Source organism: Halosimplex rarum (assembly GCF_047715405.1).
GTDB classification, from domain to species: domain Archaea; phylum Halobacteriota; class Halobacteria; order Halobacteriales; family Haloarculaceae; genus Halosimplex; species Halosimplex rarum.
On the sequence record NZ_CP180412.1, the window covers coordinates 4,052,046 to 4,072,057 of the forward strand.

Annotated in this window: 14 protein-coding genes; 4 read left to right on the forward strand and 10 right to left on the reverse strand. The window is 67.2% G+C overall.

Going from position 1 to position 20,012, the window contains the following annotated elements; translation table 11 throughout:
- Window positions 1–113: 113 nt before the first annotated feature.
- Window positions 114–2,321, forward strand: coding sequence for a hypothetical protein (locus tag ACMGFH_RS19330; protein WP_415380192.1), 2,208 nt, complete (start codon window positions 114–116; stop codon window positions 2,319–2,321).
- Window positions 2,322–2,565: 244 nt separating this feature from the next.
- Here the strand turns inward: ACMGFH_RS19330 and ACMGFH_RS19335 are convergent, their stop codons facing one another.
- The 7 genes from ACMGFH_RS19335 to ACMGFH_RS19365 form a co-directional block, all read right to left on the reverse strand.
- Entirely contained in the window at window positions 2,566–3,582 is a 1,017-nt protein-coding gene (locus ACMGFH_RS19335; RefSeq protein WP_415383283.1) for a DUF1616 domain-containing protein, read from the reverse strand.
- Between the two features lie 126 nt (window positions 3,583–3,708).
- Window positions 3,709–4,329 (reverse strand): hypothetical protein, encoded by a 621-nt coding sequence (locus tag ACMGFH_RS19340; protein ID WP_415380193.1) that lies wholly within the window; start codon window positions 4,327–4,329, stop codon window positions 3,709–3,711.
- 284 nt (window positions 4,330–4,613) lie between these two features.
- Window positions 4,614–5,849 carry a hypothetical protein gene (locus ACMGFH_RS19345; protein ID WP_415380195.1) on the reverse strand — a complete coding sequence of 412 codons (1,236 nt, stop codon included), beginning with the start codon at window positions 5,847–5,849 and terminating at the stop codon, window positions 4,614–4,616.
- Between the two features lie 217 nt (window positions 5,850–6,066).
- Window positions 6,067–7,221, reverse strand: coding sequence for an ABC transporter permease (locus ACMGFH_RS19350; protein WP_415380197.1), 1,155 nt, complete (start codon window positions 7,219–7,221; stop codon window positions 6,067–6,069).
- A 71-nt stretch (window positions 7,222–7,292) separates the two neighbouring features.
- The gene (locus ACMGFH_RS19355) at window positions 7,293–8,519 is read right to left on the reverse strand and encodes an FtsX-like permease family protein (protein WP_415380198.1); all 1,227 of its coding nucleotides are present in this window, start codon (window positions 8,517–8,519) and stop codon (window positions 7,293–7,295) included.
- 3 nt (window positions 8,520–8,522) lie between these two features.
- A complete protein-coding gene (locus ACMGFH_RS19360; RefSeq protein ID WP_415380200.1) occupies window positions 8,523–9,281 on the reverse strand; it encodes an ABC transporter ATP-binding protein in 759 nt (252 codons plus the stop codon).
- A gap of 401 nt (window positions 9,282–9,682) precedes the next feature.
- Window positions 9,683–9,907, reverse strand: a complete 225-nt coding sequence (locus tag ACMGFH_RS19365; RefSeq protein WP_415380202.1) for a hypothetical protein — start codon at window positions 9,905–9,907, stop codon at window positions 9,683–9,685.
- A gap of 83 nt (window positions 9,908–9,990) precedes the next feature.
- Here ACMGFH_RS19365 and ACMGFH_RS19370 point away from each other — a divergent pair, with 83 nt between their 5' ends.
- Window positions 9,991–12,594, forward strand: a complete 2,604-nt coding sequence (locus ACMGFH_RS19370) for a PGF-pre-PGF domain-containing protein (protein WP_415380203.1) — start codon at window positions 9,991–9,993, stop codon at window positions 12,592–12,594.
- Window positions 12,595–12,730: 136 nt separating this feature from the next.
- On the opposite strand, the gene ACMGFH_RS19375 is transcribed toward ACMGFH_RS19370, so the two are convergent.
- Both ACMGFH_RS19375 and aglF read right to left on the reverse strand, forming a co-directional pair.
- On the reverse strand, window positions 12,731–13,711 hold the full coding sequence (locus tag ACMGFH_RS19375) for an NAD-dependent epimerase/dehydratase family protein (RefSeq protein ID WP_415380205.1): 981 nt from the start codon (window positions 13,709–13,711) through the stop codon (window positions 12,731–12,733).
- 159 nt (window positions 13,712–13,870) lie between these two features.
- Window positions 13,871–14,635, reverse strand: coding sequence for a UTP--glucose-1-phosphate uridylyltransferase AglF (aglF, locus tag ACMGFH_RS19380; protein WP_415380207.1), 765 nt, complete (start codon window positions 14,633–14,635; stop codon window positions 13,871–13,873).
- A gap of 194 nt (window positions 14,636–14,829) precedes the next feature.
- Here aglF and ACMGFH_RS19385 point away from each other — a divergent pair, with 194 nt between their 5' ends.
- Entirely contained in the window at window positions 14,830–16,083 is a 1,254-nt protein-coding gene (locus ACMGFH_RS19385; RefSeq protein WP_415380209.1) for an AI-2E family transporter, read from the forward strand.
- A gap of 75 nt (window positions 16,084–16,158) precedes the next feature.
- The gene (gene aglM / locus ACMGFH_RS19390) at window positions 16,159–17,457 is read left to right on the forward strand and encodes a UDP-glucose 6-dehydrogenase AglM (RefSeq protein WP_415380211.1); all 1,299 of its coding nucleotides are present in this window, start codon (window positions 16,159–16,161) and stop codon (window positions 17,455–17,457) included.
- 57 nt (window positions 17,458–17,514) lie between these two features.
- Here aglM and ACMGFH_RS19395 read toward each other — a convergent pair whose 3' ends face one another.
- Entirely contained in the window at window positions 17,515–19,977 is a 2,463-nt protein-coding gene (locus tag ACMGFH_RS19395; RefSeq protein ID WP_415380213.1) for an STT3 domain-containing protein, read from the reverse strand.
- Window positions 19,978–20,012 lie beyond the last annotated feature (35 nt).

A 20,012-nucleotide genomic window follows, 5' to 3' on the forward strand; every position in this document is an offset into this window, starting at 1 on the left:
GACGTAATCGGCGCGAAGCCCGACGAACACCCTGTACGTGTTACGATTTCGCCGTCCCCTGCACGGTAAGCGGAACTGTTTTAGCCGTCTCTTGACACCGTTCAGATCGGATTATGGTCGGTCGACACCGAGCGCTGGCCGCCCTCGGCCTCGTTCTCCTCGTCGTCGCCGGCGGGCTCCCCGTCTCCGGAACGGTCGCCACCGTCCCACAGCCGAGCGACCCGTCGGCGTCCAGCGAGTCCGGCGGTCTCGGCGTGGATGCGGCGGCCGCGTCGCTCGCCGCGCAGGAGAACAACTCGACGCGCCAGCACGACAACCCCGCGAACGTCTCCGCGGAGGGCGACCTGCTCGGCGTCCGCGAGTGGCTCTCGAACCGGATGCTCGAGCGGCTGTCGACCGGCGCCATCGAACTCGACCAGGGGCAGTACGAGCGGGCGCGCTCGGTCGTCGGCGACGAGTACGACTCCCGTCTCGCGCAGTTCGTCGACGTGATCGGCGAGACGGACAGTGAGAGCGACGACGGCAGCGACGAGCCCTTCCGGCGGGCCCAGCGGAGCCAGCGCAACCTCACCGAGCGCGTCCAGAGCTACGAGGAGACCTACGACGACTACCAGCAGGCCGTCGCGGAGGGCGACGAGACGGAGGCCCGCGAGCACGCCCGCCAGCTCCAGCAGCTCTCTTCCGACGTGCAACGGCTCAACCGGACGGTCGTCGGGCAGTACGAAACCCTCGAGAACCGGACCGGGACCGACCTGACGCCGGCGACCAGGAGCATCGAGAACGTCACCGAGAACGTCACCGAGCGCCAGCAGCGCGTCGACGAGCGGCTGTTCACCGGGACCGAACTCGCCGTCTCCCCCGACTCGGCGACCATCTCCTACACCGACCCGCTGCGCGCCACCGGGCGACTCACCACCGAAGAAGGCGACCCCGTCGCCGACCGCGAGATCCCCCTCCGGATCGCGAACAGGACCTACACCGCGGAGACCGACGCGGAGGGCCGCTTCCAGGTCGTGTACCGGCCGCGAACGATCCGGACCGGCCAGTCGACGCTCGTCGTCGAGTACGACCCCGAGAACACCTCGGAGTACCTCGCGTCGAACGACACGGTCGCCGTCGACGTCGAACAGGTGATGGCGACGCTATCGGTCGAGGGCGCGACGGACGAGGCGGCGTTCGGCGACGATGTGGATGCGACCGCGCGACTCACGATCGACGACCGGGAGGTTCAGGGAGTCCCGATCACCCTCGCCGCGGGTGAGGCCCAGCTCGGTGACACACTCACCGACGATGCTGGGTCCGCGACGGTTCGCGGGCGACTCCCGGCCGGCGTCCCCGACGGGGACCGGTCGCTGACGCTCTCGGCGGGCGGGCCGAACGCGGCCGTCACCGCCGAGCCCGTTTCACAGCCGGTGACCGTCCGGTCAACCGCGACGGATCTGACCGTCGCCGCCGCGCAGACGACGGGCGACACCACCGCCGTCAACGGGACGTTGACGACGACCGACGGGCTGGCCGTCGATGCCCAGCCGGTGGAGATATCGGTCGGCGACGCCGTGGCGGAGACGGTTCGAACGGGATCGAACGGCTCGTACGACCTCGCCGTCGACGGCGGCCAGCTGGCAGTCCCGGACGAGGCGACCGTTTCGGTTCGAGCGGACTTCGGCGGGAACGGCACGAACCTCGAAGGGACGAACGCGACGACGACCGTCGAGTACCGCAATCAGTCCGGGGCCTCGGGGAGGTCAGAGTCGCTCGGGTCGATCGTTTCGAACCGCCTCCCGTTCGAGCAGGTCCCGCCCGCGGCGATCGCCGGGCTGACGGCGCTCGTCGTGCTCCTCGCGGTCCTGCTCGCGCTCCGGCGGCGCTACGCGGGTAGGGACGGCGGCGATCCGGCGGCTACTGACACCGCCGACCATCCAGAACCGGACGACGGCGACGAAGCCGTCGCCACGGATCCGGAAGCCGAAGCGGCCGCGACCGCGAGCGAGGGGGAGGACGCGCCTGCGGACGAGGGACTCGATTTCGCTCCGGCGGAGTCGCTTCTCGCGACGGGCGAGCGGGCAGCGGCGGTCCGTTTCGCCTACCAGCACCTCCGCGGCCACGTCGCGCCCGCCGTCGGCGCCGCCGACTCGGACACCCACTGGGAGTTCTTCGAGCGCTGTCGCGCCGACGGGATGAACGGCGAGCGCCTCGACGCCGTCCGCGACCTCGTCGAGGCCTACGAGGCGGTCGAGTTCGGCCCGAATTCGACCGCTCCCGACGCGGAGCGGCTGATCACGGCCGTCGACCTTCGGTGGTCGTCCGCGACGGACGACTGACCGTCGGCTGTGCTAACCTGTGGTATCTCAGAACGGGCTCGGACGATGTAGTTCGCGAACGGGATCTACGAGTCGAACGTAACAGTCGGCGTTACGTTCGGCGACTGTTTCGTTACGGTGTCCCGTCCACCGGCGTTTCGAGACGATGGCACGTCGGGGTCAGTAACGGCCGCGCGCTACACTCGATGCGGGAGAACGCTCGGGACCACAGACGACGCTCACCATCTCGCGTCTACCGGTTCCGTCAGGCGGTGGCGTTGATCCAGAGGTGCGTCTCGCGGTAGGCGTTGTCGATAGAGGGGTCGTCCGGCGGCGATCCTCGGTACAGCAGGAACAACAGCCGCAGGTTCGTCCCTTCGAAGGTCGGCGTCACAGTCCGCTGGGTGTGCCACGTCTGGTTGTGGCCGAGCGTCTGTCCGAACGTCGCGAGTCGCTCGGCCCGTACCACCGTCGTGGAGTTGTTCGACACTTCGACACGCTGGAGCTGCGAGACGACGGTGTAGTCGGTCCGCTCGTGCTCCTCGTTGCCGATGCCGACGACGAGCGGACGCCCCTCGCCCACCGTGAACTCGGTGGGATAGTTGTCGGCGACCATATCGCCGTCGTCGGTCTCCGTCAGCAGGTAGAACTCGCTGAACCGCTCGCCGTCCTGAGGGACCAGCACGGCGTACCCCACGCTGGAGGTGGCGAGGAGGACACTCGCGACCAGCACGACGTTCAAGACGGCGTCGGTGCGGGTCGCGGGCGCGAACAGCTCCGCGCGGCCGGCGGCGGCCCACTCGCGGTAGGGCACCCGGAAGCGCTCTTCCGCCGGGAGTTCCCACCGGCGATAGGCGGCGACGGCGACCGCGAGGAGGCTGAACCCGCTCAGGCTCGCGAGGATGGGGACCAGCCGGATGCCCCACGGCGTGAAGTTGAGCACGAGGCCGATCAGCGGCGTGATCGCGATGCTCAGGCCGAACGAGAGCGCGACGCGTTCGAGCCCGTCGATGCCGCGGTCGGCGCCCGCGACCGCCTCCTCTGCGTCGTCGTCCTCGACCAGCAGCGGCGAGACGCTCCGCTCCGGGAAGAGCGCGGCGACGAACGCGTACCCGGGAACGAAGAGCACGAACGCGAGCCCGACGCCGACTCGGAGCGGCGTCTCGCGGATCACGGGCGCGAGCGCGGCGACGTTCGTCACGAGCACGACGGCCACGACCGCGGCGAGGTCCGCGGGGAGGTTCCCGAGCCCCCAGCGCAGTCGTAGCACTGCTCGGGTCAGGGGACTGAGGTCCTCGTCGATCGCGGTCGGGGATTCGTCCACGACGTGGGGTAGTTCGGCTGGTGACAATAAATCTGCTTCTCGCGGTCGCCCCCCGCGAGCGCTTCCTGTTTCGCCTGGAGCGTCTCACCCGCCGCCGGGCTGCCGATACGACCACTCGCCGTCCGCGTACTCGAGCACCCCGTCGAAGAGCCCGACGAGGCGCTCGATCGTCTGGTCGTCGTGGGCCTGCGGGTCGAGGTGGTGGTGGGAGACGGCCCCGCTCGCGCGACAGCGCTCGGTGAGCACGTCGAGGAACTTGAACACCTGATCCGGTTCGACGTACTGCAACAGGGTGGAGACCGACTGAAAACAGACCGACACTTGCCGGTCGGGCGCCGTCTCGTCCCACTCGTCGAGGCAGTCGGTGATCCTGACGCCCAGTCGCGTCAGGTTCTGTGGCGACGTGACGCGCTCGACGGTCGGGTCGTCTGCGTCGTGTTCCGTCGTACTCGACCGCGCGTCGGCGTCGACGCTGACGATGCGACTCCGCGCCGGCAGCGAGCCGACGCTACGCTGCCAGGCGTCGAGGTGGTCGCCGGGGGACTGCGTGAACAGGACCGAGAGGGCGTACACTTCCGCCGGCGGTGCCGGCGTCAGCAACTCCAGGCACACGCGCGACTCGTCGCCCATGAACGACGGACACATGACGAGCAGGCTGTCGCCCGAGTTGATGGTCGCCCCGACCTGTTCGGATATCGAATTCATGTAACCGAATTACGTTCCTGTTCCGCGGTCGTGTTCATAAATATACGTGTGATGGGGCACGCCGTCCCGACGTCGATGGTGACCGCAGCCGCGTCGATTCCCGGTCGCCCCGAGAGAGGCGCGCACAGCCGCGTCGTCGTCACCTGAGAGCAGTCCGTCTACTCGCTTCTCAGGCCTTCTATCGACGCAAGCGTGCCGTCTCGGGAACCATCGACGCGAAGAGTCCGCAAAACGGCGATCCGCGAGCCTCCCTCGACAGGAGTAGCCCGATGCGCCGGATCGGTTCACTCTCGCCTGATCAGCAAGACCGCGCCCACGAGGACGGCCAGTCCGGCACCGACGAGCGTGAAGCCGGGTCCGGAGTCGGCGGTCCCCGTCTGCGCTTCTTCCGCAGTGCCTGCCTGCGTCTCCGCCGTCACCGGGTCGATCGAATCGTCCGTCTGCTCGACCGTCGGCGTGGCCGTCTGCATCTGCGTGCTCGTCATCTCGTCCGTACCGGTGCGTTCGGTGGGCTGGGCCGTCGTCGTGGCGTCGCTCGGGGTGTCGGTAGCCGTGCCGTCGGCCGGCGTGTCGGTCGGCGTGTCGTCGCTGGGAGTATCCGTCGCGGTCGCCGTGGCCGTCGGGGTGGCGTCCGTCGATTCGGGCTCCGGGGTGGCAGTCGCGGTGGGCGTCGGCGTGTCGGCTTCGCCGTCGCCGTCGGCACCGTCATTGCCATCCCCGCCGTCGGCACCGTCATTGTCATCTCCGCCGTCGCCGTCGCCGCTGTCGCCACCGTCACCGCCGCTGTCGGGCGTTGGCGTCGCGGTCGGCGTCGAGGCGTCCTCGACGGACAGCGACGACCGCTCGCTCACGCCCAGCACTTCGTTGCGGCCCATGGCCGTGTTAGCGTCCTGTGCGGCCCCGTAGACGGTGTAGGAGCCGGCGGACAGCTCGTCGCCGTCGAACGTGGCGACGTAGCTACCGTCAGATTCGGACGCGTTGATCATCAGGTGCTCCTCGTCGTTCGCGATCACCGCACGCACGTGGGCCGGCGACGAACTCGCGGCGGTCTGCTCGACCTCGATCTCGACGGTCGCTGACTCGCCCCGCTCGACGGTCGACGGGGCGTCGAGGCTCACGTCGTATCCCTCGACGACGAGCGGCTGGACTACCTCGTAGTCACCGTCGTGATACACGGTGACCGGATACGAGCCGGGGTCGTACCCGCTGAGGTCGAACGAGAAGCTCTGACTCCCGTTGCCCCGCTTCGAATCGACGATCTGTTCCTCCGAGTTGTAGACGTAGACGCGGTACACCTCGTCGGGCGCCGAGACGTCGACGCTGATCTCGTCACCGGGGTCGGCGGTGATCAGCGAGTCGATAGTGAACGTGCCGTCCTGAAACTCGACCGTTCGCTCCGGCATCGAGTCGGCGTCGCTCGAACTCATCTGATAGCCGTCCGCGGCAGCGAGCGACGACGGGGCGGCGGCGAGGACCGTTACCGCGATCAACGCGACGACCGCTGTCGACTGGAGGCGCATGGTGTGACGTGTGGTTGCCTCTTGGATAAGTATGGATGTCCTACAGGTCTGCGAAACGAACGCGAAAGGGGGGTGTTCGGGACGGGCCGCGGAACTCGCTGAAGGCCCGTAGGACCCGGTTGTGGCGACATACGCGGCTGTTCGCCGTGTTACGTCTGCGTCCGGTGATCCCCTGTACGGCGACCGTCGTCACGTCGGCGGGGAACGCGCTCGCGGCTCACCGCAGACTATCGAGCGGATTGTGTCTGGCGAGATAGAGGCTGGCCGCGATCCCGCCGATGCTGCTGACGACGACCGCGAGGAGCAGGCCGCCGCCGACGAGCCGCGGCGACAGCGACGCGACGTCCTCGAAGCCGGTCAGCGCCTCGGTGACCGCGTTGACGAGTCGGACGCTGACGACGGCGAGTCCGCTGCCGAGCAGGCCGCCCAGGACACCCACGCACAGCGTGTAGAGGAACACGACCGTCGTGAGCGACCGCCGCGAGAACCCGAGCGCGGTGATCGCGGCGAACGACTCTCGGAGGCGGAACACGAACGACAGCTGGATGTTCATCACGAGGAGGACGCCCGCGATCACCGCGAGCACCAGCAGGCTTCCGCCGCTCGCGAGGACGACCGCCTGCCGCTCCAGCGTCGCCCGCAGCTGTTCCTGATTCGTCCGGATCGTGTACCCGGGATAGGCCTCCGAAAGATTCGATTCGAGCTGTTTGACGCCCGCTCCCTCAGTCGCGCGGATCAGGACGAACGACGCCCGGTCGCTCGCGGTCGTGCCGGTGATCTCCTGGAGTTCGCTCGGCTGCAGGACGACCGTCGGCGCGCCTACGAACCGGGAGTACGTCGGCGAGATTCCGACGACCGTGAACTCCTGCTGGCGGGCCGTCGCGAGCGTCCCCCCGAGGTGGATCGTGTCGTTCACCCCGACGTCTAACAGCTCGGCGGTTCGGCTGTCGATGATCGCCTCCCGCGTCATCGGCCCGTCGTAGCTCCCGTTCGCGTAGTGGACGTCCTGACTGCTGAACATCCGCCCGGCAGACAGGGAGATGAGTTCCCCGCTGTCGGGTGCACCGACGCCGACGATCGTCTCGAACTCGGACGCGTTGCGACCCGCGTATACGGACTGGAATATCATCGGCGCCGCGGTGACGACGTCGTCCCGCCGGCTTATCTCGCTGGAGATCCGGTGGGAGTCGACCACCGAGTTCCGGAACCCGCCGACGGTCCCGGGCTGGAGGTCGATCGGGCCGCCGCTCACCCACAGGTCCTGCTGCGATTGGGCGAATTTCTGCTGGCCGGTGTCGATCACGCCGAGTCCCACGCTCGCGAGCAAGACGGCCGCGAGAACGGCCATCGCCACGCCGCAGATAGTGATCACCGTCCGCACCCGCTCGTGGCGCAAATGTGCGAGCGCTATCCCGACCAGCGCCCGGAATCGGGAGGGTGCCCTCACAGAACCGCCTCCAGCGCGTCCGTCCGCCGACTCAAAACCACGGGGTACACCGCACCGACGAGCCCGATCACGAGCGCGATAGTCAGCGCGTAGCCGACGAGCAGCGGGTCGAACGTCGCGATCGAGTCGAGCCCGAGGAACTCGCGCCCGGCGGCGTTTATCCCGAGGATGCCGACCAGCCCGACGAGCAGCCCGCCGACACCGCCGACGACGGCGACCGTGACCGTCTCGACGGCGACGACGATCGACTGCGACCGCCGACTGACGCCGATCGCCGTGAGCGTCCCGAGGTGTTCGCGGTCGGCGGTCACCTCCAGCCCCATCAGCGTCGTGACGAAGAGCACGCCGACGACGACCGCCGTCACGACCGCGCTCACGGCGACCGCGAGCGGGAGGTTCGACGTAGACACCTGCTGGGCGGCCAGCCCGTTGCGCTCGACGACGGTCGTCCGCGGGTAGATCCCCTGGAGCCGCTGTTTCACGGTCGGGTCGTCCGTCGAAACGAGGATCTGGTCGGCCTCGTCCCCCCTCTCGGCCCCCGTGATCGCCTGTAGTTCGCTCAGGTGGACGAGGGCGACCGGGACCTGTCCCATCGCGGTCGCGGAGTCGACGCTCGCCACGTTCGCGACCGCCAGCGACTGGTTGGCGGACGACCGGCCCGATTCCAGCGTCGTTCCCGTCGAGGCGTTGATCGTCTGGGCCGCGGCGTCGTTCAGGACCGCTTCGCCGGTCCACGGACCGTCGTAACTCCCGTTGGCGTAATGGGGGTCGACCGGTGTCAGCCCCTCCGTCGACAGCCCGAGGATCTCGGCGTCCGGATGTGCGACGACGCCGACCGCGAGGAGGTACGTTCGGTCCCCGGTGGCGGCGTCGCGAACGGGGAGTAACTCGAGTAACACGGGAAGCGAGTAGTCGACTCGCTCGTCGGCCGCTATCCGCGCGCTCGTGTCGTGAACTTCGCTCAGCTGGACGCCGCCGGTCGACACGACCACCGACTGGACGTTCGATTCCTCGGGCACGATCCAGTAGTCGGTCTCGTCGCTCGAGACGACCGATTCGGACGCGAGCCCGAGAGAGATCCCGGTCACGGCGACCATCAGCCCGACGGCGAGGGCGACTCCCAGGACGCTCAACACCAGTCGCTGCGGCGACGCGCGCAATCGCCCGACCGTCCGTCGGACGGCGAGCGCCGACAGCGCGAGGGTGCGGCGAATCGCCGGCATCCGTCAGCGTAACTCCGTTCCCGCCCGTTCGCGGCGCCGCGCCCCGTCGCGGAGCCGGACCAGTCGATCACAGGTGTCGAGCGCCTGGGGGTCGTGGGAGGCGAGCACGACCGCACGCTCGTCGGCGATCTCACCGAGCGCCGAGAGGACCCGCGCGCTCGTCTCAGAGTCGAGTTCCCCCGTGGGCTCGTCGGCGACGACGAGTTCGGGCTCGGTCACGAGCGCCCTGGCGATGGCGACCCGCTGTTGCTCGCCGCCGGAGAGCTGACCCGGCTTGTGGGCCATCCGGTCGCCGAGCCCGACCTCCTCGAGGAGCGCGCTCGCTCGTTCGCGACGCTCGGCTTTGGAGCGGCCGACTTCGACGAGCGGCAGCGCGACGTTCGCCCGCGCGGAGAGCGCGGGGAGGAGGTGGAACCGCTGGAAGACGATGCCGACGTGCTCCAACCGACGTCGCGCTCGCCCCCGCTCCCCGTACGCTTCGATATCCTCACCGGTGAGTTCGACTGTGCCGGCCGTCGGGACGTCGAGCCCCGCCAACAAGTGCAACAGCGTCGACTTTCCGCTCCCGCTCGGTCCCGCGATCCCGACGAACTCGCCGGGCCGAACCGTGACCGAGACGCCGTCGAGCGCCCGCACGGTCGGGGTCGATCCGCCCCGGAAGATGCCACTCGCCCCCCGTTCGTACTCCCGAACGAGGTCGGCGCCGCGGACGACGGCCGCTGTCTCGGCCCCCTCTCCCCCGCCTGCGTCCGGCTCGGCCATTGATTGCCGTCTTTGCACCCGCTGCCCGTATACGCTTTTCGTGACAATACGGAATCAATAATACCGAACCGAACAATTGTGCGTCATCTTACGTTCCAGTTACGTTCGTTTGCGGGCCACGTACGTCGGTTCGCCGTTCGGGCCTCGGCGTGGAGGGCGTCGACTGCGGCCGTTCGTCGGTGCCTCCGTTCACTGTCCGTAGACCGAGCCGCTCTGCGGGTGTTCGGTCTCCCGGTGTTACAGTGGTGTAACGGCTGGGAGATACCGTTACGCCCTCGCAATCCCGCTCCGAAATACCGAAACGGACGCAGATGCTCGGCGGACGCGGCCAAACTGTTCGAACGCGAGGGCACCGAAGAAATTGCCGAGACGGGGTGTCGATCGACGAATTTCGGTCCGCGTCAGGTATTCACGTACCCGGCCGCTTCGAGCGTGTAATGGAATCCGAGCACGAGCAGCGGCGTAACGAACAGCCAGAGGAGGTACTCGATCCACTGTTCACCGAACGTGTTCACGGTGAATCCGATGTCGCACGCGCTGGACGAGGCGACGAACCAGACGTTGATGAACAGTAGCGCGACGGCGAACGCGACGAAAACCGATATCGTCCCGATCAACCGCTTCATATCTCGAGAACCGGACGAAGCGACTGGATCTGCCACTCGATCGAACTCGTCGGTGTAGTCGTGCTGGTGCTCATTGTCACTCGATGTTCGCTCGCCAGTACCGTTGTAACGAGCACCGTATTTTCGCTCGCGTCCCCCTAAGAAGGCGGCTGATCTCAGTTGCCGGCCGAAAAATTAAGTTACTGTTACATGAACTGAAAAACATGATAGCGAGCAAGAGACAACGAGTCGGTGCCAGCCTCCTGGCGCTGTTGGTTGTCGTTTCGATGTTTCAGGTGCCCCTCGCTGCGGCGAGCGGGCAGGCAGCACCGCCACCGGAAGACGAGACGTTCGAAGTCACCGATCAGGTCAGCGCGTGGGAGCGTTCGTTCCTGCCGCTTCGAGCGGACACCGACAGCGCAGTGGAGACGATCCCGAACGCCGACTGGCGTGCGAGGTCCCCCGACGGACAGGAGACCAACCTCAACCGGGACCCGATCGCGGTTTACGAGCCCGGGTCGTCGGTGAACCTGACGTTCGACCTCTCCGACGCCAACGGAAACTCGGAGACGTTCGGGAACGAGGAGGTGGAAATTCTGCGCGTGCACCTCGAAGAGGGCGGTGATCAGTCGGTCCCCGACACGTTCTCGGGCGCGTTAGACCTGCTCACGCGGGAGAACGCCAGCGAGAACGCGGAGTTCAAGGAGATCGACGACTCGGCGACCCTCGACGCGAACGGTGACCTCACATTCGAGGACACCATCCCCGAGAGCGGTCACTACTTCTACGTCGTTGCGATGACGGAATCGGGAGACGGATTCACCGTGAGCGACACCGACAGCGAGTTGCGTATCGATGACGACGTGACCGTCATCGGGATGGAGCAGTTGGCGGTCCGGAAGTCGCCGGGATCCGTCTCGCACCCGGACGAGGTCGCGCGCGGGGAGACGGTGACCTTCGACGTCAACGCCACGTCCATCGAGGGGGAGACGGTGCGACAGGCAATCGTCCTCTACGACGAGGAGAAGTTTATCAGACAGAGTTTCGTCGTCAACGTCGAGGAGAACGTCGGCTCGGACTTCGATCTCAACTCGGACACCAGTCTGGAGACGACCGTCGACGGCGTCAACGGGGTCGCTTCCCTCGAGGACCCCATCAGCGCGATGGGCGTCTCGATCGGCGACGGACAGGTCGCTCGGACGGCCCGGCTCGCTTCACTGATGGACTTCGTCGGCGAAAATGCCGGTCCCGGTACCCCGGAGACGGTCGACATCTCGACCGACGACGTCGTCCTCGACGCGTCTATGACGGCAGTGAGCCGGTCGAGCGGAGACACGACGATAGACGTCCAGACGTTCGGAAACTGGTCGACCGGTGACTACCGCTGGGCGTACGTCGCCGTTGGCAACGGGAGCCAGGAGATGGCTATGCAAAGCGGCCACGTGGAGATCACCAAGAAGAGCGACAAGGGAGACGACGGCAAGGACGGCAAGGATGACGACAAAGGCGACGACAAGGGTGACAAAGGTGACGACAAGGGCGACGATAAAGGCGACAAAGGTGACGATAAAGGCGACAAAGGCGACGATAAAGGCGACAAAGGCGACGACGGGAACGACGGGAACAACGCCGGCGGCGGTGGCGGAGGCGCTCCCGCAGCAGGTGGGGGCGGTGTCGTCGACGATACGTGCGACTCCGAACCGCAGGTCTTCAAAGACGACACCGCCGCTGACGCTGTCGTCGACTGCGTGACCTCGGACGCGGAGATCCCACTCCCAGACCTCGGCCTGACGAACGGAGCCGTGACGCTCGATCAGTTCAACGTGTCGGCTTCCAGCGCGGACAGGAACGTCCGCATCGAGGTGGCGATGCGAGAGAGCCTGACCGACTCCGTGCCGCCGGTGGCCGAGGACGGAAATCCGCTCGGCTACTTCGAGGTCACGACGCGGAATCTCACGAATCCGGACGCGACTCCGGGAACGTTCACGTTCCGCGTCTCGAACGAACACCTCGAAGACCGGGGAATTTCCCCGGAGGACGTCGTGCTCTATCGGTACCACGACGATTCCTGGCAGACGGTAGAGACGACTCACGTCGGTGATGACCGCTATCGAGCGACGACGCCCGGGTTCTCGATGTTCGCGGTCGGAACGAGATACGCGGCGGTATCGGTGACCGAGACGAGCATTTCGGCGACGGAGACCGAGACCGGTGAGACGGTCGACGTCACCGTGACCGTGAAGAACAGCGGCAACAGAGCGGGGGCGATGTCTGTCCCGATCACGGTGAACGGCGAGGAGCGCGCGTCGGCCGACCTCAGCGTCGGCGGCGGTGAGTCGGCGAGCGAGACCGTCTCGCTGACGTTCAACAGTGCCGGCGAGTACGCCGTCGCCGTCGACGGCGCGGACGCGGGGACGGTCGCGGTCTCGGCAGTCGCCACCGATACGCCGACGAACGACGTTTCGACGGCCGCAGCCGGCGATGAATCGGACGACGGCACCGTGACGCAGGCAGCGGCTTCAGGCGACGGTGCTGACGCCGTCGAAACGGAACCGCCCGCGACGACCGCGTCCAGTTTCCAGGAGGGCAATCCCGCGGACCAGGCCGGACCTGACGGCGACAGCGAGTCAGGCTTCCCGCTGATCGTCCTCGGAATCGTCGTCGCTCTCGCCGTGGTCGCCGGCGTCGCGTTCTATCTCCGGAACTGACCGGCCGGCTGACCGTATCGATTTCTCGTCCGCGACGAAGTCTCTCCGTGTTTGATCGGTTACCGAAACCGCTCGAGCGCCCGTCACGGAGCGCCGATCGCTCACTTTCGAATGCCGCTTAACACACGGAAACCAGTCACTCGCGGACGAGCGGCTCGTACCACTCGCGGTTCTCGCGGTACCACTCGATGAACGCGCCGACGCCCTCGCGGATGGTGTGGGTCGGTTCGTAGCCGATCAGTTCGTTCGCCTTCTCGATGCTGGCGTGGGTGTGGTCCGCGTCGACGTCGTAGCCTTCGGTGTACTCCAGCTTGAGCTCGGGCGCGAGCTGGTCGCGGATCTCCTCGGCCAGCGTCTCGATGGCGATGTTGTCCGTGCTGCCGACGTTCATCACCTCGCCGTCGGCGGCGTCGGTCGAGAGCAGCGTTCGGTTCGCCGCGAGGATGTCCTCGACGTACGTGAAATCGCGCGTCTGCTGGCCGTCGCCGTAGATGACCGGCGGCTCGCCGTTGATGCACCGAGAGACGAAGTTCGAGATGGCCATGTTCGGGCGCATCCGCGGGCCGTACACCGTGAAGTACCGCAACGCGACCGCGGGGATGTCGTAGCGTTCGCCGTAGACCATCGCGTAGCGCTCGGAGGCGAGCTTCGAGGCGCCGTAGGGGCTGACCGGAGTCGTCAGGTGGTCCTCGTCGTAGGGGAGATAGCGCGGCTTGCCGTACACCGACGAGGAACTCGCGAGCACGAACCGCTCGACGCCGTGTTCGCGGGCGGCGTCGAGGACGTTCAGCGTCCCGTCGACGTTGACCTCGTCGTACTTTCGGGGGCTGATGTCGGCCCGCACGCCGGCCTGTGCGGCCTGGTGGTAGACGTATTCGGCGTCGGCCACGAGGTCGTCGACGATATCGGCGTCGCGCACGTCGCCCTCGACGAGTTCGTAGCTGCCGTCGCTCTCGCTCGCAGCCGCGCCGCCGGCCTCGACGTTGTACTCCTTGATCCGTCGGTCGTAGTAGGGATCGAAGTTGTCCAGCGCGACGACGTCGTGGCCGTCGCGGGCGAACGCCTCCGCGAGGTGTCCGCCGATGAACCCGGCGCCACCAGTGACCAGGATGTCCATTGATCGTATCGCTCACCCGACGGGAGAAAAAGCCATCGCCACGGCGTGTCCGCATGACGCCTCCGCGAAGTGTAGCGTAATGGTCTGTCACACTCGGTGTGCATCCGAACGGCCGGGTGTGATCCGGACTCGACGGAAAACGGCTAGTGGGGAGAGCGACTACTCAGCGGTCGCGTCAGCCTGCTCCGCCTCGTCCTCGGTGTCGACGACGCCGGCTTCCTGCAGTCGCTCCTCGGCGGAATCGCGGTCCTCGGGGTAGCCGACGTCGGTGCGCCAGCCGTCCATGCGGATGGCGTCGATGGTGCGACCGGAGTGGATGAGCAGGTCGATCGCGTCGCTGATCTCGTACTCGCCGCGATTCGACGGCTGCACGAGATGGCAGGCGTGGAGGATCTCCGGCGTGAACGTGTAGAAGCCGGTCATCACGAGATTCGAGGGCGGGTCGTCGGGCTTCTCGACGACTTCGGTGATCTCGCCGTACTTGTTGGTGTTACAGACGCCGTAACGGGAGGCCTCCTCCCAGGGGACTTCCTCGACGAGGAAGGCCGCGTCGGCGCGGGACTCGGCCTGCCGATTGACGACGTCGTCGAGGTTGGCCTGGAAGATGTTGTCGCCGAGCATCAGCATGAAGTCGTCGTCGATGTGCTCCTCGACGGTCAACAGGGCGTGAGCAAGCCCCTTCTGCTCGCGCTGGTGCGCGTAGGTGATCGGGACGCCCTCGAACTCGTCCTCGAAGTGGTTGATGATCGCCTGTTTCTTGTAGCCGACGACGACCAGTAGCTCGTCGGCGCCCAGCTCGACCAGTTGCTCGAAACAGTGCGTGAGGATGGGCTTGCCCGCGACTTCGACCATTCCCTTCGGCTTGTCTTCGGTGAGCGGCCGCAACCGCGTCCCCTCACCGGCGGCGAGTACGACTGCTTGCATACACCTGACTCGTGTATCATGAGGCATAACTCTTGTCGAACCCCGAACGATCGGCTCTCGACGGATCGGCCCTTGAAGGACCGACCCTCAACGAATCGACCGTCCGGTCATCGCCGTCTGAGCGACCGATCGGGGCACTACTGGACGCTGCCGGCATCAATCGTTTCGGTGGCGAACCCCTTCGTCGAGTCACGATGGACGATTCCGAGTGCCTGTGGCCGACCGACCGGTCGCGACTCGGGTGGTGGCTGTTCATTGCCGTGCTCGCCGCGGCGGCGGCCTACATCGCCTACGAGTTCGTCGGGTTGCTGGTGGTCGGGATCTTCGGTTACTACGCGACGCGCCGGATCTGCAACCGGATCGGCGACGCGGTCGACTCCGACGCCCTCGCGGCGGGTGCGACCGTCCTGATCGTGCTATTGCCGATAATCGCGTTCACGCTGTACGCCACCTTTCAGGTCGCCCTCGCGGTGCAGGGACTGCTCGGCGACGCGGTCGACCCGCTCACCTTCGCCGCCCAGCAGTTCGGACTCGGCGAGGTCCCGGAGGACGAGCGGGCGATGCTGGAGCAGGTGATGCAGAATCCGGGGGCGTTCGTCTCGGACCCACGGGGGACGGCGCGAACGATCCTCACGACGGGCGTGACGGTCGTTTCGATCGTGGTGAGCACGCTCCTGTTCCTGGCGCTGTCGGGCACGCTCTCGTACTTCCTGCTGAAAAACGACAAGCCGTTCGGCGACGCGCTCCTGCAGCTGTTCGGCGGTCGGGACACGACGGCGTACGCGTACGCGACTGCCGTCGACGCCGACCTCGAATCGGTCTTCTTCGGTAACTTCCTCTTCGTCGTCGTCATGTCCGTCATCGCGACGGCCATCTTCTGGGCGACGAATCTGGTCCTCGGCCCGGCCCTTCACGTCCCGATGGTCCCCGTCCTCGGCTTCCTGACCGGCGTGGCGAGTCTCATCCCGCTGGTCGTCGGGAAGGTCGTCTACATCCCGACGCTCGCGTACCTGGCGCTCCAGGCCGTCCGTGAGGACGGCGCGGCGCTCCCGGTCGTCGGCGGCGTCGCGGTCGTCTACTTCTTCGTCCTCGACTTCCTCCCGCAGACGTTCCTGCAGCCGTACATCTCCGGGCGGAAACTCGACAGCATGATGCTGCTGTTCGCCTACCTCCTCGGCCCCATCATGTTCGGCTGGTACGGCTTCTTCCTGCTCCCGATCGTTTTCATCCTGATCCTGGAGGCCGCCCGGATCGTGCTCCCGGAACTCCTCCACGGCGAGCGACTGACGACTACCGCCACGATGGGCGGATCCGCCGGGTCCGACCCGCAGGAGGAGGGCCCCGTCCCGACCGAACAACCGGGCGAGAGCGGGACCGGCCCGGAGTCCCCTCCCGACGAGAGCGGAGCGGGTTCGGGCGGAGTCGATCGGTCTCCCGAAGACGAGTGAGGCTCGCACGATCCTGTCCGGGCGGACGCGACCGATCCGAATCCTGAAGGCGGGTGCCGGCGAACCTCTCCGCCAATGCACGTCAGCATCGTGGGCAGCGGCTACGTCGGGACGACGGTCGCCGCCTGTCTCGCCGACCTGGGGCACGACGTGACGAACGTCGACGTCGACGAGGACGTCGTCGCGACCATCAACGACGGCGACACGCCGATCCACGAACCCGGTCTGGACGACCTGATCGCCGAGCACGCTGGCGACCGACTCCGGGCGACGACCGACTACGACGCCGTCCGCGAGACGGACGTGACGTTCCTCGCGCTCCCGACCCCCTCCGAGGACGACGGCGGGATCGACCTCACCTACATGGAGGCCGGCGCGGCCTCGCTCGGCGAGGCCCTCGCCGAGAAAGACGGCGACCACCTCGTCGTCGTCAAGAGCACCGTCGTCCCAGGGTCGACCGAGGAGGTCGTCGCACCTGCGATCGAGGAGACCTCCGGGAAGACCGCCGGCGAGGGGTTCCGCGTCGCGATGAACCCCGAGTTCCTCCGGATGGGCACCGCCGTCGAGGACTTCCTCGATCCCCAGAAGATCGTCTTCGGCGCCCGCGAGGCCGACGCCTACGAGACGCTCGGCGAGCTGTTCGACCCGCTCGTCGAGTCGAGCGACGCCGCCGTCGTCGAGACCGGCATCCGAGAAGCCGAGATGATCAAGTACGCCAACAACGGCTTCCTCGCCGCGAAGGTCTCCCTCATCAACGACATCGGGAACATCTGCAAGGAGTTCGACGTCGACGCCTACGAGGTCGCCGACGCCATCGCCCTGGATGACCGCATCGGCGGGAAGTTCCTGCGCTCCGGGCTCGGCTGGGGTGGGTCATGTTTCCCAAAAGACACGAACGCGATCATCGCGGCCGCTCGGGAGGCGGGGTACGAGCCGCCCGTGCTGGAGGCCGCCGTCGAGGTGAACGACGGCCAGCCCGAGCGCCTGCTCTCGCTGCTTGACGGCCACACCGACGTGGCGGGCAAGCGCGTCGCGGTGCTCGGCCTGTCGTTCAAGCCCGGGACCGACGACGTGCGCGGGACGCGCGCCGTGCCGGTCATCGAGGGCCTGCAGGCGCGCGGTGCGGACGTGGTGGCCTACGACCCCGTGGCGACCGAGAGCTTCGACGAGTACTACGACGATATCGAGATAGAGTACGCCGACTCGGTGGCCGAGGCGCTCGACGGCGCCCACGCGGCCGTCGCCGTCACCGACTGGGACGAGTTCGCCGCGCTCGATTCGGAGTTCGACGCGATGGCGACCCCGGTCGTGGTCGACGGACGTCACATCATCGAGCGCCGCGAGGGCATCACCTACGAAGGTCTGACGTGGTGAGCAGCCGCGAAATCAGGACCCCCTCGTGAAACGCCCGAATTGCACCGCGACTGACCGCTATTCTCCGATCCGGACCGCTGTCCCGTTCTGCACTGCCGCTTCGGGGACGGTGGCCGTCCACGTCTCGTTGCCGGCGGTGAACTCGTACTCCCCGGGGTACGGGACCCCGAGTTCGAACTCACCGTCGGAACCGGTCTCGGCCTGCTGTCGATACAGGAACGACTCGTTGGGGATCTCCACGGTCGTCCGCGCTTCGACGGCCACGTTCGCGGGGGCCGTCCCGATGACGGTCGCGCCGGGCACGAGCGTGAAAACCTTCTTTCGCGTCGACGCCGAGGCGTAGACCGCCCGGTAGTGCGAGACGGCCTCGTGGACCGCCTCGGTCCACCGGCTTCCGTAGGTCACGTAGAGGTGCTGCTGGATCGTCCCGGGGTTGCGCGGAAGCGGTTCGATCACGACGAAACCGGTGTCGTTGCGCAACCGGTCGTACCACGCCGCGCTCGCCTGCGAGTCGTTGTACACGAACTTCGTGTAGTTGCTCTGGGCACGCGAGTAGTTCTGCGAGACGCCGCTGACGAAGTAATTGTACACTCGGTTGGTGCCCCACCGGCTGAAGACGTAGTTCTCCGGATAGCGCCAGCCCTGTTCGTCAGCGTAGGTGTTCATCCACTTCGCCGTCTGATACGTCTCGTCGTCGACGATGCTCCCTTCGACCTCGCCCGGGAGATAGAAGCCGCTGACGCCGACGACCAGCGCGACGACGAGGAGCGTCGCGACGCCCGACCGCACGGTCAGCGAGTCAGGCTCAACCCACCGGGTCCCACCGGTTGGCGGCCCGCTTTCCGGTTCAGGTCTGTTCTCGTCGCCGACCTCGCGTTCGGCATCGCTTCGTGCACGCTGGACTGGAACGGGGAGCGCCGTCAGGTCGACCCGCGCGAGGATCCAGACGACGCTGATCCCGGAGAACACGGCGAGGAGCGTCGCGAGGTGAGCGGCGAAGCGGAGCTGCAGCGCGGTCAGGAAGAGTAGCCACCAGCCGAAGGCGCTCAGCGCCAGCCACTGGCGGTCGCCTGCGGCCGCGCGGCGAAGGCCCCAGACCATCACGGGCAGTCCCAGCAGGACGAACGGCCCGAGCAGTTCCAGCCCGAGCGCGCTCTCGAGCGTGAACGTCGGTTCCTTCTCCGCGATGTTCGACCGGAGGAACAGGAAACTCACGCCGCCGAGCAGTCGCATGACGGTGCCAGGGACGATCAGGAAGAGGGCGACCAGCCCGACCAACGGTCCTCCGATTTCGAGGCTGAGGAGCGCTTCTACGCCCAGATCTCGATCTCGAACGAAGTCGCCGGCAGTCGCGAGGCCGAGACCGCCGACCAGCAACAACGTCGGCACGACGGCGACGTCGATAGAGTGCCAGCCCAGCGCCAGGTGACAGCCCAGCGTGAGCGCGGCGGCGATTCCCGTGGCGAGCAGGACCGGTGCGTTCTCCCGAAGCGGGGACCGGTCGGCAAGGACGTCGAGCGGGACTTTCACCGCGAGGTAGCCTGCGAGCGCGAGCAGGACGAGCGGGCTTCCCTCCCAGGCGAGTGTTTGCCCCGCGATAGAGACGCCCAGCGCGCCGGCGGCCCACGACGCCGGTCGCGCGAACGGGTCGTCCGGGTCGAGGGCGACGACCCAGAGTAGCGACGCGACAGTCGCCATCAGCCAGATGTAGTCGAACGCGTGGTGGTCGCCGAATCCGAGCGACGTCCGGAAGGCGAATCCCGGAATCAGGGCGAGCGAAATGGCGGCGACGAGTCCGACCCGGTGATCCCCCAGGATACGCGCCCCTACGAGATAGACGAGTGCGCCCGTGAGGAGCGCCGCGCCGACGGGATACCACGCGAGCAGGGTCCCAGCTGCCGTCGCATTGCCACCGAGAAGGCTGGCGGCCAGCCACAGGGTGGCGAGGAAGAGCGGTTCGCCGCGTCCAGCGAAGATCGGACCTTGTCCGCTCCCGGTCCCTCGCAACTCTGTCAGCGTCGCCAGATCGAGGGGGCCCGTCGAGACAGCGAGCAGCCGTTCGACTGCGTAGCGATAGTAGTAGGGATCGTTCGCCGTCAGCACGATGTCCCCGCCGCGGAACACGTCGGGATAGATGTACGCCCGGGTCCACACGAACAGCGCGATGACGGCGACAGTAACGCCGACTGCCGGCAGCCGACCGGTCGACACCGCGCTCAGATCGAGGTCTTCGGTAAGCCCGCGTTCCGCTTCCTCGGTCGAGGACTCCGCCGCGGTATCACTCGCTGCCTGCCCGTCCTCGACTGCTCGCCTGACCGCATCGGGATCGACGAGCCGATAGCCCCCTCCGGCTTTCTCGACGATTCCGCGGTCGACGAACCGGCCGAACCGCCCCGTGTCGACGGGGACGTCCTCGAACGCCCACGTATCGGACGCTTCGTCCACTTCGAGGACTGCCTCCAGCGCGGCCCGGTGGTCGGGATCGTCTCTGAACTCGTGGAGGGCCCCTTCATCGGTCACTGGGACAGTGACTATTCGCCCCGGAAATAGCCGTT

What these genes read in the sequence shown, in the direction of transcription:
- ACMGFH_RS19330 (WP_415380192.1), top strand. Translation starts at nt 114, where the DNA reads ATGGTCGGTCGACACCGAGCGCTGGCCGCCCTCGGCCTCGTTCTCCTC.
- ACMGFH_RS19340 (WP_415380193.1), bottom strand. Translation starts at nt 4,329, where the DNA reads ATGAATTCGATATCCGAACAGGTCGGGGCGACCATCAACTCGGGCGAC.
- ACMGFH_RS19345 (WP_415380195.1), bottom strand. Translation starts at nt 5,849, where the DNA reads ATGCGCCTCCAGTCGACAGCGGTCGTCGCGTTGATCGCGGTAACGGTC.
- ACMGFH_RS19355 (WP_415380198.1), bottom strand. Translation starts at nt 8,519, where the DNA reads ATGCCGGCGATTCGCCGCACCCTCGCGCTGTCGGCGCTCGCCGTCCGA.
- ACMGFH_RS19360 (WP_415380200.1), bottom strand. Translation starts at nt 9,281, where the DNA reads ATGGCCGAGCCGGACGCAGGCGGGGGAGAGGGGGCCGAGACAGCGGCC.
- ACMGFH_RS19365 (WP_415380202.1), bottom strand. Translation starts at nt 9,907, where the DNA reads ATGAAGCGGTTGATCGGGACGATATCGGTTTTCGTCGCGTTCGCCGTC.
- ACMGFH_RS19370 (WP_415380203.1), top strand. Translation starts at nt 9,991, where the DNA reads ATGTTCGCTCGCCAGTACCGTTGTAACGAGCACCGTATTTTCGCTCGC.
- ACMGFH_RS19375 (WP_415380205.1), bottom strand. Translation starts at nt 13,711, where the DNA reads ATGGACATCCTGGTCACTGGTGGCGCCGGGTTCATCGGCGGACACCTC.
- aglF (WP_415380207.1), bottom strand. Translation starts at nt 14,635, where the DNA reads ATGCAAGCAGTCGTACTCGCCGCCGGTGAGGGGACGCGGTTGCGGCCG.
- ACMGFH_RS19385 (WP_415380209.1), top strand. Translation starts at nt 14,830, where the DNA reads ATGGACGATTCCGAGTGCCTGTGGCCGACCGACCGGTCGCGACTCGGG.
- aglM (WP_415380211.1), top strand. Translation starts at nt 16,159, where the DNA reads ATGCACGTCAGCATCGTGGGCAGCGGCTACGTCGGGACGACGGTCGCC.